Source organism: Caldanaerobacter subterraneus subsp. tengcongensis MB4 (assembly GCF_000007085.1).
GTDB lineage: Bacteria > Bacillota > Thermoanaerobacteria > Thermoanaerobacterales > Thermoanaerobacteraceae > Thermoanaerobacter > Thermoanaerobacter subterraneus.
This window is the reverse complement of sequence record NC_003869.1, coordinates 2,218,664-2,233,004: the sequence shown is the minus strand read 5'-3', so window position 1 is coordinate 2,233,004 and position 14,341 is coordinate 2,218,664. Positions and strand designations below refer to the sequence as shown.

Below are 14,341 nucleotides of genomic sequence, written 5' to 3'. Positions count from 1 at the left end.
CCGGAAGTAGGCATATTTTACTGTATTTCAGCTTTTGCCAGCTCTTCAAGTTTTGATAAAAACTGCTCAGGGGTTATAGTCTTTGCTGCTAACATTTGTATTAAAGTTTCAGCTTCAGTCTTAAAATTTGGAGTGTAAGAGTCCTGCCACACTGTTCCGCTTACTGAGGTTGCGCTTGAGAAGATTTGTGTGAGCTTTTTCTGAAGTTCGGTTTCATTTCCTGTCATGAATTTGCTCCAGTCTTGTCCAGGCACTACTAAACCTTCCTGCCAGCCTATCTTTGTCCATCTGTTGGGTTCCATCATGAAGAGCAATAACTTCATTGCTTCTTCTTTTACTGGGGATTTAGAAGATACAGCATACCCACCACCGTGCCATGCGAGTATGTCAGTATTTTTGGCTTTTCCGCCAGAAATGATTGGGAAGTAAGTAACGTCTAAATTTTTCTTAAATGAATCAGAAAAATTGGGATTTGTGGCCATTCCCACTTCCCATGAGCCCATGTAGTACATTGCAGCCTTTTCCTGTGCAAAGAGGTTGTTTGCTGCTCCATAATCTGCTGCTATGAAGGAATCCTGGAATCCGCCTGCATTTACAAGCTCAACAAAATCTTTAGCAGCTTTCAAAAGTATAGGGTCTTTAGATATGTTGTTCTTTTCAGAAAGAACTCTGTAGATATATTCTTGGTCTCCAGATTCTTTTAATACTAAATCCTGATAGAGTATTGCTAAGGACCATTTGTCTTTCCCGTTTATTGATATTGGAGCTATGTTATTTTTTCTAAAAGTTTTTACAGCTCCAAGTAACTCATCAAAAGTATTAGGTACGTTTACACTGTACTTATCAAATAATCCTTTGTTGTAATAAAGGACCATAAAGTCAGTGTTTCTCGGAAGTCCATAGAGCTTTCCTTCATACATGAAATCTTTTAACGAGGAAGTTTTAAAGCCGTAATCTTTTATCTGGTCCATTTTGATTTCTTCCACCAATCCTGCTTTCATGACGGGAAGGAAGAAGGAAGGCTGTCCCCACACCATGAAAATGTCAGGCATTTCATTGGAAGCCGCATATACTTTAAATTTCTGTTTGTAGGGTTCGTCCTGCAAAGCCTCTACTTCAATTTTTACATTTGGATGTTCTTTCATATATTCGTCAATTAGCATCTGTTCTAGCTTTCCTTGACCTGAAGTTCTATCAGGCAGATTGGAGAGAAACTTGATTTTTATCGTTTGTTGCTGTTGTTTTGCATCTTGCTGAGTGTTGGATGTAGCTTCACTAGAAGGTGATTTTGCTGACTGGCTACATCCGACCGCTCCCACAATCAAAGCAAAGATGACTAAAAAAGCAGTCAATAGCTTAAAAGATTTTCTTGACATCAAAAATTTCCCCCTCTTTTTAGAATTTCCTGAGGCGCCTCAGTTTCCATGGATTTGTTTTCATTATATCAGCATTTTTGTAAATGTTTAAGTAGACAATTTTTAAATTTGGTTTGTAATTTTTATGTATTTTTGTAAAGGTTGAAGGCAAAAAGATTTTAGTTGTATAATAAATCTACAGGAAATTTTGAAAGGATGTACATAGGATGGTTTTAAAGCTTAAGAATTGGTTTATGGGGCTTAATATAAGGCATAAAATTTTAATCTTGTTTTACGGGATAGTCGTCATTACATCCTTGTTAATTGTGTTTTTTTCTTACACTATCTCAATAAACCAGCTTAAAAAAGAGGTAGGGAATTCACTTTTAAGAGATACAAAGAGAATTGCAGCAAGCATTGATTTTCTGCAAAGGGATGTCAATGAGCTTTCTTCCTTTCTGGTTTTGGACCAGAGGATTCAGAACTTCATAAGTCCTCATTCCGATTTTACCAAGTATTCCCTTGGACCGCTAGCCAGTTTACTTGCTTCCAAAGATTATATAAGCTTTATAGCTTTGTATTCCTTTCAAGGGGACAAATATTATTTTTCCAATGACAGCAGTACTTTAATAATGGATTTAGAACTTATTAAAAGAACCAGCTTTTACAGAGAAGTGTTAGAGAAAAATGGTGCTCCTATGTGGCTAAGTTTGGAAAATTTGCCTTTTGACTTAATAATCAAAAACAATTACCCTAAAATTGCTATGGCAAGGGTGCTTTTGGATTTTAATACATACAAGCCGGAGGGCTTATTGGTAATATGTATAAACATACCTACAATTGAAAAGGTTTATTCTGAAAACTTAAAAGAAAAAGAGTCTGCCTTTTTCATAGCAGACAGAAATGGAAATATAATATCTTTTAAGAGCACTTTCTCAGGGTTTACTCCAAAATCGGCTCAAAATATACTCGCAAAATACCTTAAAGATAAGCAAAATGTGGTGATAAATATAAATTCATCCAAACTCCTTGTGACGTCAAGTCCGATACCTACTTCTGATTGGAGGCTTGTAAGCGTTGTCTCTTTAAAAAATGCCATTAATTCTATAAGAATTTCTTTTATTGAGTTTTACTTGAGGATATTAGTTTTTTGTCTGCTTTTTGCTTTTCTGGTTTCCATGTATTTTTCAAGGGCTTTAACTCATCCATTGGAAAGGCTGGCTAATTCCATGAAGAAGGTCAGGCAGGGAAATTTGGAAGAAAAGGTGGAGTTTGAATATCATTCAAAGGATGAGATTGCTATAGTTATAAAGGAATACAATAGAATGGTTGAGAGGATAAACGACCTTATTAATAGGATTTTAAAACTGGAAATCAATAAAAGAGAAGCGGAGTTAAAGGCGCTGGAAGCTCAGATTAACCCACATTTTCTGTACAACACTTTGGATACTATTTTTTGGAAAGCCGAGAAGGCGAAGGATAGGGAACTCAGTGAGATGATTTACTCTCTTTCTCGGCTTTTCAGACTCACTTTAAACAGGGGTGAGGAATTTATACAGGTAAGGGGAGAAAAAGAGCTTATAGAAAGGTATTTATTCTTGCAGAGCAAGAGATATAAGAATAAATTTAAATATTCTGTAAAAATTTCCGATGAAATTTTGGATTATTATATACCAAAGCTTATTCTTCAACCTTTTGTAGAGAATGCCATTGTGCACGGATTGGAAAACAATTCGGAGGAGAGTTTTGTGGAAGTGATAGGTGAAAAAGAAGGGGAAAATTTAAAGTTTATCATTAAGGACAATGGGCCTGGCATGTCAGAAGAGACTTTAGAAAAGTTAAAAAGATTTATAGAATCAGAGAATATTGAAGAAAAAGTGGGATATGCGATTAGAAATGTAAATGAGAGGTTAAGGCTTTATTATGGAGATAAGTATGAGCTTAAAATAGAGAGTAGGCAAGGAGAAGGGACAACCATTTCCCTTATATTGCCTGAAAGTATATCTTAAGGGGGAGGGCGTATGAAGCTATTTATAGCCGATGATGAAGTGGAGGTTGTGGAGGGAATTTTGACACTTATTGATTGGAAAGGGAATGGGATTGAACTTGTAGGATATGCCATGGATGGAGAAGAAGCTCTTTATAAGATAAAAAGTTTAAAGCCCGATATTGTGCTAATAGACATACGGATGCCTAAATTAGATGGGCTTGAAGTGATTGAGAAGGCGCAAGGAGAGGGAATAAGGTTTAAAAGTATAATTTTGAGCGGATATGATGACTTTTACTTTGCCAAGAAAGCTATAGAGCTTAAAAGCTTTAGCTACCTTTTAAAGCCATGTAGACCTGAAGAAATTTTAAAAGAGGTTTTAAAAGCCAGGGAAGATATTGAAAAAGAGATAGAAAAGGAAAATACTTTAAAGGAGTTTATCAATTACTACAATGATACTCTTCCGGTGATTAGAGAAAGGGTACTAAGTGAAGTGCTATATAGAGTGAGGTCTTCTTCTGAAGTGGCAGAAGATTTCGTGAAATATAAAATAGATTTTCCTTATAAAAAGTACTGCGTGGTTTTGATGAAAATTGAAATAGAAGCTCAAAATGAAATAGAAGAAGCCTATAAGCTCGCTTGTGCTGATGTAATAAGGAAAAAGGCTGGGGATATGAAGATTGAGGTAATAAGGGATAGAGAAGAAATTGCAATTTTGATAAATTCTGAAGAGGAATTTAAAAAAGAGAGTATTGAAGGGTTTTTAAATGATGTGAAAAGCGAGATATATGATAAGCTTGAAGTTCGTGCATATTTTGGGATTGGCAAGTGGGTAGAAGGAGCGGACAAGATAAAATATTCTTATTATCAGGCAAAGGAGGCGCTGGAGCTTAAGTTTTTTGCAGAGGAATTTGATGCGATTTTTTATGAAGATATATGGCCTCATCAGGATAACCTTTACTATCCTGTAAATGAAGAGAGGGAAATAATAAACAGTGTGATTTTAAACAAAAGGGAGGATTTGAATAAAAAAGTGGAGAATTTTTTAAATGCCCTTTATACGGGTGGTTTTAACCAGTGGTTTGTCAAGGCTTCTATTTTGGTTTTGCTGGGAAATTTGATAAAAGCTTGCTATGAGAAGAATGTGGATATTGGAGATATTGCAGGAGAAAAGGCCTTTGAGGGCATTTTAAAAGCCGACAGAAAAGAGACATTAAAGTCCCTCTCTTTAAGCGTAATTTACAAAATTGCCGAAAAAATAGAAAGAGCGGGAGATAAGAACCCCATAATAAAAGACGCCGTAGAGTATATAGACAAAAATTATGATAAAGATATAAGTTTGGAAAGTGTTGCAAAAGAAGTATATGTAACTCCTGCATATCTTAGCATTCTGTTTAAAAAAGAGATGAATATAAATTTTGTGAGTTATTTACACAAAGTTAGAGTGGAAAAGGCTAAGAAGCTTCTTGAAGATAGGAGTTTAAAGACATATCAAGTAGCAAATATGGTGGGGTTTGGAGATGAGAAATATTTTTCACAGGTATTTAAAAAGTACACAGGGCTTACTCCTTCTCAGTATAGAGACAGCCTTTAGGAGTTTTTATTTTTTTGTGCTATAATATTTTTGAAAACATTTTATTAGGGGGCGTTTTTAATGGAGAAGTTACAATTAGAAGATTTTACAAAATTTAAATTTTTGTCAGGATTAAAATATTCACCAAGTGGTAGCTGTGCAGCATTTGTGGTACATAGAATGGATGTTGAGGAGAACAAGTATTTGTCTAACATATGGGTTTTGGATACAAAGACTAAAAAATATTTTCAGCTGACTTCCTTTAATGAGGAGAGAGGATTTGTATGGCTTGACGATGATTACATACTTTTTGCAGGTAGCAGAAATCCAAAGGACAAAGAAAAGGCAGAAAGTGGAGAGGAATTTACAAAGTACTACAAGATTAATATACACGGAGGAGAAGCTGTTGAGGCTTTTGTGATACCTAAAAAGGTTACAGAGATTTTGCCTGTTGATGACGATACTTTTCTCTTGATTGCACTTTATAATGTGAATAAAAAGGATTTGGAGGGTTTGAGTGAGGAGGAGAAGAAAAAAGAGCTTGAAAGGAGAAAAGAGGAGAAAGATTACGAAGTATTTGATGAGATTCCTTTTTGGGCGAATGGCGAAGGAGTCATCAATAAAGACAGGGGAAGGCTCTATGTTTATAAATTAAGTGATAATAAATTGCAGCCTATAACAGATGAATACACTGATGTGTATTCTTTAAAGCTCAACAAAGATAAGACAAAAGCTGTGTTTATAGGAAAAAGTTATAAGGGCAAAATGCCTTTGACAAGTGATGTTTATATATACAATTTAAAGGTTGGAGAACTTAAGAAAGTGAATAAGGATTCAGATTTTTCCTATAGGTATGTGGATTTTTTAGGAGATAAGATAATATGCGCTGGAACAGATATGAAAAAATACGGTATAAATGAAAACAGCAAGTTCTACATTTTAGAGGAGTCAGGCGAAAGAAGGTGCATAACCCCTGAGCTCGATATGAGTTTAGGAAATTCTGTAAACTCTGATGTGAGGTACGGTTCAGGCTTTAGTTTTAAAGCAGAAGGAGATTATTTGTACTTCATATCTACAGAGAGGTACAATGCTTATCTTAACAGGATAAATTTAGAAGGGAAAATAGAAAAAGTGATAGATAAAGATGGATCTGTGGATATGTTTGATGTATGTGGCGATAATATTCTTTTTATCGGTTTTAGAGGATTAAAGCTTTTGGAGCTTTATGAGTACAAAGATGGGCAGGAGATACAGATTACTGACTTTAATGAGTGGGTGCAGAAAGAAAAGAAACTTTCAAAGCCTGAAAGAGTAGAGGTAGAGACGAGGCCAGGGCATTTTATAGATGGTTGGGTTATAAAGCCTGTAGACTATGAAGAAGGGAAGAAGTATCCTGCAATATTAGATATACATGGTGGTCCTAAAACAGTATATGGTGAAGTATACTTCCATGAAATGCAGTACTGGGCTTCAGAAGGGTATTTTGTGTTTTTCTGCAATCCGGTAGGAAGCGATGGCAGAGGAAACGAATTTGCTGATATAAGAGGAAAATATGGGACAATTGACTATGAAGATATAATGAAATTTACAGATTATGTGCTTGAAAATTACAAAGACATTGACCCCGAAAGAGTTGGGGTTACAGGTGGATCTTACGGTGGATTTATGACAAACTGGATAATAGGGCATACAGATAGGTTTAAGGCAGCAGTATCTCAAAGGAGCATATCAAACTGGTTTACAGAGTTTGGAACTACAGATATAGGTTATTACTTTGTGCCAGATCAGGTGGGCGGTACTCCCTGGGACAACTTTGAGAAATACTGGGACAATTCTCCGCTTAAATATGCTGATAAAGTGAAGACTCCGACATTGTTCCTGCATTCTGATGAGGATTTTAGGTGCTGGCTTGCTGAAGCTCTTCAAATGTTCACGGCCCTTAAGTACTTTGGTGTAGAGTCAAGGTTGGTGATCTGTCATGGTGAAAACCACGACCTTTCAAGGAGCGGAAAACCAAAGCACAGGATAAGAAGGCTTAAAGAGATAACTGATTGGTTTAATAAGTACCTTAAAGGATGAATAAAAGAGGCATCTTGAGTGGTTCAAGATGCCTCTTTTTATGCAAGTAGTGCGGCCACTACTCCGACTAAAAATATTCCATCAAATATTCCCGCACCACCAATACTTATGGCATAAGAGTGCAAATCTTTAAAATGAGGTATGTTTAAAAGGTCTGCTCCAATTAGTGTTCCTAAAACTCCTGAAATATATGCAACAGGTGCCGCATTGTGATAAGACAGTAAAATTGCAGAAGCAGCTGCCACAAGAGGCGGTATAAAAGCAGGAAGAGTAATGCCTACTCCAGGAACAGGCTTTGCTAGAGCTTTTGCTACAATTGTTACTATTATGGTAGCTATTATAGTCGGGAGTAGTGGTGTCCTTGGCAAAAGGTACAAACTGAGAATGACGGGGACTACAGCTCCTCCTACATTTACTGCAATTACTTGTTCTTGTACGCGGGGAGGATAGTAAAAAAGGAATGGGGAAAAATACCGTTCTTCTTCATGGACAATAATTTTTTTTCGAGATATAGGAATGTTGATTACACTTCCTATTAAAGATAAACTAAAAACAAAAACTGCCATTTGGGGAGATAATCCCAATTTTGCAAAAGAAAAAGTTGTTGCGTGTACAAAAAAACTAAATATAAAAAAAGGAAACAACAGTATTAGAAAAAATATCCAAATTAAAGGCATTTCAAAAACCTCCTTAGAATTTGCTACTATATTGTTATAATATCATAAAAGCGATGAATACATCCATTATTTTATAAAATTCTTTTGTTTTTTATCAAAAAAGAATATAATATATTTGTCAATACTTATTTTGTGTGCTCTGTGCAAAACTTTGGAGGTAAACTGTGAACATTTGGCACGAAGCGACTGTGATAAAGGGGTGAGAAAATGATAACCAAAGAGATGATTGACAGGATAAATTTTTTATATCATAAATCTAAAAGTGAAGGACTTACAGAAGAGGAAAAAGAAGAACAAAGAAGATTAAGAGAAGCCTATGTTAAGGAAATTAAAGAAAGAGTGAAAAGAGAGTTAGACAATCTATTTGCTGATGCTTCTCATCATCACCATCATTGCCATCATCATGAGCACTAAGTAAGGGGGAGAGGAAAATGGATGAAAAAGTAAAAATAAAAGAGGAAATTCCTGAATACATTACTTTGGAGGAAGCTTTAACTTTAAATAAAAATCAAGTGAAGGAAAATTATAAGGAGTATATAAATTCAGTTTTTGTATCAATGCTTTCTATGCTTCAATTTGATAAACTTTTTGTAAGAGCCAAAGGGGTTTCTGTATGGGACAGTGAAGGAAATGAGTATTATGACTTTTTAGGTGGGTATGGTGCCTTAAATTTAGGGCACAATCCTGATGAGGTAATTGAAGCAGTTGAAAAAGTGAAGGACATGCCTAACCTTTTGCAGGCTTCTATAGGGAATCTTCCAGGTGTTCTTGCTCACAACCTTGCAAGAGTTACCCCAGGAAATTTAAAGAGGAGCTTTTTTTGCAACAGCGGGGCAGAAGCAGTTGAAGGAGCTTTAAAGCTTGCCAAGATTGCATCGGGGAAGAAAAAGATAGTTTACTGCGAGAACTCTTTTCACGGAAAGTCAATGGGGGCCCTCTCTGTAACCGGTAGAAGAAAATACCAAAAATATTTTGAACCTTTGGTGCCAGAGACTGTAGCTGTTCCCTTTGGGGATGAAAAAGCGTTGGAGGAAGCTTTAAAAGAGAAAGATGTAGCTGCTTTTATAGTTGAGCCCATTCAAGGAGAAGGTGGAGTTATCGTGCCGCCTGAGGGGTATTTAAGAAAAGCAAGAGAGCTTTGTACAAAGTACGAAGCATATCTCATTGTGGATGAGATACAGACAGGTTTTGGAAGAACAGGAAAAATGTTTGCTTGTGAGCATGAGGAAGTTGTGCCAGACATAATGACTCTTGCAAAATCTCTAGGTGGAGGAGTTATGCCAATAGGGGCATATATTACCACCGATGAGATATGGCAAAAAGCCTATGGTACAATGGAAAAAGCATTACTGCATACTTCTACTTTTGGCGGTAATACCTATGCTTGTGCAGCTGCGATTGCTTCAATACAAGCTATTATAGAGAAAAAACTTTCTGAGGCTGCCAAAGAAAAGGGTGAATACTTTTTAGGTCGACTGAAAGAATTAAAAGAAAAACATCCAAAACTTATAAAAGATGTTAGGGGAAAAGGACTTTTGATAGGAATAGAATTTAATCAACCGGAAGGAGGGCTTTTAGATAAGCTTTCAGGAGGAGCTATTTCTAAACTTTCAAGTGAATATATAGGCTCTTTGATTGCGGCAGAGCTACAGAACAAGCATAGAATTATAACGGCTTATACTTTAAACAATCCAAATGTTATAAGATTGGAACCGCCTTTAATTGTCACGAAAGAGCAAATTGACAAAGTGGTAGATGCTTTGGATGAAATTTTAACGCGCAATAGCAGTTTCTTGGGGATAACTGTTTCAGGTGCAAAAACAGTGTTAGGCTCTTTATTTAAAAGACAGTAAAGGAGGAAAGCTCTTTGAGCTTAAAAGATTTATTTGAAAAAGGGCTTACTTTTGATGAATTTATAGAGACTTCTGAAGATGATATTACAAGACAGCGTATCAGGGAAAGATATGATAAGACTGTTTTAGAAAAAGATGTGGCGCAGAAGATTGTTTCTTTACCTAAGGTAAATATTTTGGCCTTTGCTGAAACCTGGTGTCCAGATTCTCAAGTGAATGTGCCTATTGTGGCTAAAATTGCGAGTTATAATAAAACTTTTGAACTTAAAATTGTCAAGAGAGAAGGAAATGAAGAGTATATGAAACCTTACTATGTGGAAGGAAAGCCTAGGATACCTACATTTGTGTTTATGGATGAGAATTTTAAAGAATTTGGGCATTGGGTTGAAAGGCCACAAATTGTTAGGGAATTGGAGAAGAAAGAAGTTGCAGATTGGAAGAGAGATTACTTAAAAGGGAAGTATGATAGTGAAATAATTAGAGAAATTGTATATATTTTTCTCCGGCGTTAAGCCGGACTTTAAATTTTTTTCTGGGTTTAATTTAATAAGATTTTAGACGAAATTTAATATAAAAGGGCAAAAAAGGGTTTTTATTTATTGCATTTAAAACTTGAAAAAAACACAACAAAATGTATAATAGAAGACGTCGATATACAAAATATTGTGTTTTACACAAAGGGAGGTAAAATAAATGCTTCCAGCGTGGAACGAACAGAGGGAGAAGGTTTTTCTGGACAGGTATGCCTTAAAAGACAGAGAGGGCAAACCCGTTGAAAAAAAGCCTGAAGAGATGTTTAAAAGAGTTGCAAAAGCTATCGCTACAAATGAAAAAGAGGAAGAGATGTTTTATAAGGTGATGAGTGAATGGAAATTTATTCCTGGTGGTAGGATATTGGCTGGGGCGGGGACTGGCAGAGAGGTTACATATTTCAACTGCTTTGTAATACCCGTGGAAGCAAATGACCCTAAGAAGGGGAATGACAGCCGTGCCGCTATAATGGATACAATAGCTAAAATGTTGGAGATTAATTCAAGGGGCGGCGGCGTTGGAATTAACTGGAGCACATTAAGGCCCAGAGGTGCGTATGTGAAAGGGGTAGGGGGAACTTCATCGGGAGCAGTTAGCTGGATGCTAGCAGCCAATGAAGTTGCTACACAAGTTGAGCAGGGTGGAAGTCGTAGGGCAGCTTTGATGTTCATGCTCTGGGATTGGCATCCAGACATAGAAGAGTTTATAAAAGTAAAAAAAGACCTTACAAAGATGCAGCAGGCTAACCTTTCTGTGGCTGTTTCTGACGCTTTTATGGAAGCAGTAGCACAGGACAAGATGTGGAAGCTTGAGTTTCCAGATACTTCACATCCCAATTACGATGCCGAGTGGAAAGGAGACCTCAATGAGTGGAAAGCTAAGGGTTACCCTACTGTAGTATATAAAGAGATTCCTGCAAGAGAGCTCTGGAACAAAATTGTGACTGCTGCGTGGGAGTCTGCAGAACCGGGAGTAGTCTTTTTAGAAAGGTATAATAAATTGAGCAATACTTACTACATCACGAAGATAATTTCTACAAATCCTTGCGGAGAATTAGGCCTTGAACCTTACGGTGTTTGCAATTTAGGGGCTATAAACTTAGTTGCATTTGTAGAAAATGGGAAAATTAATTTTGAGGAATTAGAGGAAACTGTAAAGATCGCGGTGAGATTTTTAGATAATGTGCTTGATTTGGGAGCATATGTGCTTCCGCAAAACAAAGAGATGGCGCAGAAGCTTCGCAGAGTGGGATTGGGCTTGATGGGGCTTGCGGATGCTTTAATTCTTATGAACTTAAGGTATGGAAGTGAGGAATCCCTGAAGGCGACAGAAGAGATTGTGAGGAGAATAAGAGATGCGGCTTATAGGGCTTCTGTAGAATTAGCTAAAGAAAAAGGGCCTTTTCCTGAGTTTGTGGCTGATAAGTATTTGAAAGGCCAGTTTATACAAAGATTGCCAAAGGACATAAGGGATGAAATTGCTAAATACGGCATAAGAAATGCTACTATTCTCACACAAGCTCCTACTGGTACCACTTCCATTCTTGCAGGAGTGAGTTCGGGGATAGAGCCCAATTTTGCGAAGGAGTACGTAAGGAAAGACCGTACAGGTACTCATACAGTAAAGCACTGGTTGGCGGATTATCCTGCTTTTGTAAGCGCTCATGAAGTTACTCCAGAAGAGCACGTAAAAATGCAGGCCGTACTGCAGAAATACATTGATTCAAGCATTTCTAAGACTATAAATCTGCCAAGAACCGCCACGGTTGATGATATAGATAATATATATAGACTAGCTTATGAACTTGGATGTAAAGGGATAACGGTTTACAGAGACGGGTCAAGAGAAGGAGTGCTTGTGACAGATACTAAGCCTCAGGAGAAGACAAAGATAACTGAAAGGCCACCTGTGTTAAAGGGAATTACAAAGAGGATAGAAACTCCTCTAGGAAGAGCGTATGTGACTATAAACTTTATAGACAACAAGCCCTTTGAAGTATTTGTAAATATTGGACGAGCAGGCTCAGATGTGGCGGCCTTTACAGAAGCTATAGCAAGGCTAATTTCTCTTGCGCTAAGGGGAGGGGTAGCAGTAGAAGACATAATAGAGCAGTTAGTAGGAATAGGAGGAGCGACGACCATAGGCTTTGGAGAGAATAGGGTGCTCTCTGTTCCTGATGCTATAGGAAAAGCTCTGAGAAACGGATATGAACAGCAAGGAAATTCTGTTAAAGTGTCAGCTACAAATGTGGATATATGTCCTGTATGCGGCATGGCTACTTTTGTGTACACAGAAGGATGTAAGACCTGCCTTAACTGCGGTTATTCCCAGTGTTAACAATTGGGTCCCCTTGTCAAGAGGGGACCTAAATTTTTTTACACATGTTACACAGTTCGACATATTGCGATGGGTATTTGTGGTACAATTTCCTGTGACAGATGTCGTAAACAATTGTAAGCGTAAGAAGGATTTTTAAAATAAATGTAGAATACTTATATAATTCGGAAAAACGAGGGGATTAGTATGGGAAAGTACAGAGAGTACCTTTTCAATACTGCTCTAATTGCCACAGGTGGGTTGGTTTTTGCATTTGCGCTTTATCACTATGGATTAGGGATAGATTTTAGACTTTTTTTGATACTGCTCTTATTTGCTATAATTTTAGACAATCTTGGCATAATGTACACAGATATTAAGCTGTCTTTAAGCCCAAGTGTTGGAATTGCAGCCTTTTTGATTTTTGGTACAGTGGGTGCGGCTACTTTGATGGTGACATCTGTAATGTTTGATACCATCGTAATGAGAAGGAAGATAAAAAATGGCTTTTTAAATGGAGCGATGTTTGCGCTGTCTTACCTTCCTGCAGGATGGTTGTATGAATTCATGGGGGGAAAAATAGGCGAAATTTCTATTGCACAGGTTAAGTACATTTTAGTTTACGTGATTGTGAGCTTTTTGATAAACAATTTTATACTCTATTATGCTCTTAAGGTGCAGGGGAAAATATTGTTCAAAGAGTACTGGAATGAGAGTGTACTTTTAGAACTTGGCACATATGTGTTAATGGTGCCAGCAGCTATGTTGCTTGCATATGTGTATTTTAAACACAGCTTAATGTTCTTTGTATTGTCCCTTACGCCCCTCGTATTTATAGCTTATGTATTCAGAATGGTTAGAGATTTAGTTAAGGCAAATAAAAGGCTGAATGCCATATACGAAATGGTAAAAATGATAAATTCAAAGCTGGAGCTGGACCAGATATTAGATACTATCGTAGAAGTTATATCTCAAGTTGTAGCTGTTTCCGCAGCAGCTATATACCTCACAGATTCTAACGGAATTGCTACTTTAGTCAAAGCTGTTGGCGGTAAAGGGAAAGAAGGGTTTAGAGAGAGCTATTTCAAAGGAGAGGGCTTGATAGGCAAAGTAATATCTTCTAATAAGATAGTTGCCATAAAGAATTTAAAAGAAGATAGAAGCCTAGATAGAGAAAAGATTTTTGCCAATTACGGAAGCTTGATTGCTGCACCGTTAAGAAGTTCTGGAGTACCTATAGGATGCCTTTTGATATTGCATGTTGAAACGAATGCATTTGATGACGATTCAGTAAGAATTATAGAAATCATTGTAGATCAGGCTTCTGTCGCAATAACAAACGCTAAAAAGTATTACGAAGTAACGAGAAAGTCTATAACTGATCCCCTTACAAAAACTTATAACAGGCGCTACTTTAACGACGCTCTTATGGAAAATATAATGAGGGCAGATGAAAACAATGAGCCTGTAAGCCTTATAATGTTTGATTTGGACAATTTTAAGCAGATAAACGACACATACGGGCATTTGATTGGCGATGAGGTGTTAAAAGAAGTGGCAAGGCGCATAAAAAACAATGTGAGGAGCAATGACATTGTAGCGAGATTTGGCGGAGAAGAATTTGCTGTGATTTTGCCAAAGCTTACAGCAGAGCAAGCCTATATGATTGCAGAAAGAATCAGGACAGAGGTTTCTTCCAAGCCTATAAAAACTGAAAAAGGAGACATATACGTTACAATAACAGGTGGAGTTGCTGATTACCCGAGTAAAGCTGATTCTGCAGAAAAGCTTGTAAGCCATGCAGATAGAGCTTTATACGCGGGAGGAAAAAGCAAGGGCAGAAATAAAATTGCCATATATGAAGTCTAGAGGCCAGGGAATTTTTTCTTGGCTTTTTTATTTTACCTTTGTGCAAAAGTTTCGCATTGAAGTGAAAACTGTGCTATAATAAACCTTAGAACTAATTTCGG

Annotated in this window: 10 protein-coding genes; 8 read left to right on the top strand and 2 right to left on the bottom strand. The window is 37.0% G+C overall.

Going from position 1 to position 14,341, the window contains the following annotated elements:
• Positions 1–17: 17 nt before the first annotated feature.
• Entirely contained in the window at positions 18–1,376 is a 1,359-nt protein-coding gene (locus tag TTE_RS11200; RefSeq protein ID WP_041587215.1) for an ABC transporter substrate-binding protein, read from the bottom strand.
• Positions 1,377–1,582: 206 nt separating this feature from the next.
• Here TTE_RS11200 and TTE_RS11195 point away from each other — a divergent pair, with 206 nt between their 5' ends.
• Genes TTE_RS11195 through TTE_RS11185 form a run of 3 tightly spaced genes read left to right on the top strand, consistent with a single transcriptional unit; the run spans position 1,583 to position 6,994 of the window.
• Entirely contained in the window at positions 1,583–3,364 is a 1,782-nt protein-coding gene (locus tag TTE_RS11195; protein ID WP_011026386.1) for a sensor histidine kinase, read from the top strand.
• A 12-nt stretch (positions 3,365–3,376) separates the two neighbouring features.
• Positions 3,377–4,936, top strand: a complete 1,560-nt coding sequence (locus TTE_RS11190; RefSeq protein WP_011026385.1) for a helix-turn-helix domain-containing protein — start codon at positions 3,377–3,379, stop codon at positions 4,934–4,936.
• A 60-nt stretch (positions 4,937–4,996) separates the two neighbouring features.
• Positions 4,997–6,994 (top strand): alpha/beta hydrolase family protein, encoded by a 1,998-nt coding sequence (locus tag TTE_RS11185; RefSeq protein WP_011026384.1) that lies wholly within the window; start codon positions 4,997–4,999, stop codon positions 6,992–6,994.
• Between the two features lie 38 nt (positions 6,995–7,032).
• On the opposite strand, the gene TTE_RS11180 is transcribed toward TTE_RS11185, so the two are convergent.
• Positions 7,033–7,671: a DUF1614 domain-containing protein gene (locus tag TTE_RS11180; RefSeq protein WP_009610318.1), complete on the bottom strand. Its 639-nt coding sequence runs from the start codon at positions 7,669–7,671 to the stop codon at positions 7,033–7,035.
• 207 nt (positions 7,672–7,878) lie between these two features.
• On the opposite strand from TTE_RS11180, the gene TTE_RS11175 reads away from it, so the two are divergent.
• From TTE_RS11175 to TTE_RS11155, 5 genes are all read left to right on the top strand, one after another.
• Complete coding sequence (locus tag TTE_RS11175; protein WP_011026383.1) at positions 7,879–8,085, top strand: DUF896 domain-containing protein; 207 nt, start codon at positions 7,879–7,881, stop codon at positions 8,083–8,085.
• A 17-nt stretch (positions 8,086–8,102) separates the two neighbouring features.
• A complete protein-coding gene (locus tag TTE_RS11170) occupies positions 8,103–9,524 on the top strand; it encodes an aspartate aminotransferase family protein (RefSeq protein WP_011026382.1) in 1,422 nt (473 codons plus the stop codon).
• Positions 9,525–9,538: 14 nt separating this feature from the next.
• Positions 9,539–10,036 (top strand): thioredoxin family protein, encoded by a 498-nt coding sequence (locus TTE_RS11165; protein WP_011026381.1) that lies wholly within the window; start codon positions 9,539–9,541, stop codon positions 10,034–10,036.
• A 181-nt stretch (positions 10,037–10,217) separates the two neighbouring features.
• Positions 10,218–12,392, top strand: coding sequence for an adenosylcobalamin-dependent ribonucleoside-diphosphate reductase (locus tag TTE_RS11160; protein WP_041587214.1), 2,175 nt, complete (start codon positions 10,218–10,220; stop codon positions 12,390–12,392).
• 186 nt (positions 12,393–12,578) lie between these two features.
• Positions 12,579–14,240, top strand: coding sequence for a GGDEF domain-containing protein (locus TTE_RS11155; RefSeq protein ID WP_011026378.1), 1,662 nt, complete (start codon positions 12,579–12,581; stop codon positions 14,238–14,240).
• The last annotated feature ends 101 nt before the right edge of the window (positions 14,241–14,341 follow it).

Coding starts and splice junctions, on each gene's coding strand:
- TTE_RS11200 (WP_041587215.1), bottom strand. CDS start 1,376: ATGTCAAGAAAATCTTTTAAGCTATTGACTGCTTTTTTAGTCATCTTT.
- TTE_RS11195 (WP_011026386.1), top strand. CDS start 1,583: ATGGTTTTAAAGCTTAAGAATTGGTTTATGGGGCTTAATATAAGGCAT.
- TTE_RS11190 (WP_011026385.1), top strand. CDS start 3,377: ATGAAGCTATTTATAGCCGATGATGAAGTGGAGGTTGTGGAGGGAATT.
- TTE_RS11185 (WP_011026384.1), top strand. CDS start 4,997: ATGGAGAAGTTACAATTAGAAGATTTTACAAAATTTAAATTTTTGTCA.
- TTE_RS11180 (WP_009610318.1), bottom strand. CDS start 7,671: ATGCCTTTAATTTGGATATTTTTTCTAATACTGTTGTTTCCTTTTTTT.
- TTE_RS11175 (WP_011026383.1), top strand. CDS start 7,879: ATGATAACCAAAGAGATGATTGACAGGATAAATTTTTTATATCATAAA.
- TTE_RS11170 (WP_011026382.1), top strand. CDS start 8,103: ATGGATGAAAAAGTAAAAATAAAAGAGGAAATTCCTGAATACATTACT.
- TTE_RS11160 (WP_041587214.1), top strand. CDS start 10,218: ATGCTTCCAGCGTGGAACGAACAGAGGGAGAAGGTTTTTCTGGACAGG.
- TTE_RS11155 (WP_011026378.1), top strand. CDS start 12,579: ATGGGAAAGTACAGAGAGTACCTTTTCAATACTGCTCTAATTGCCACA.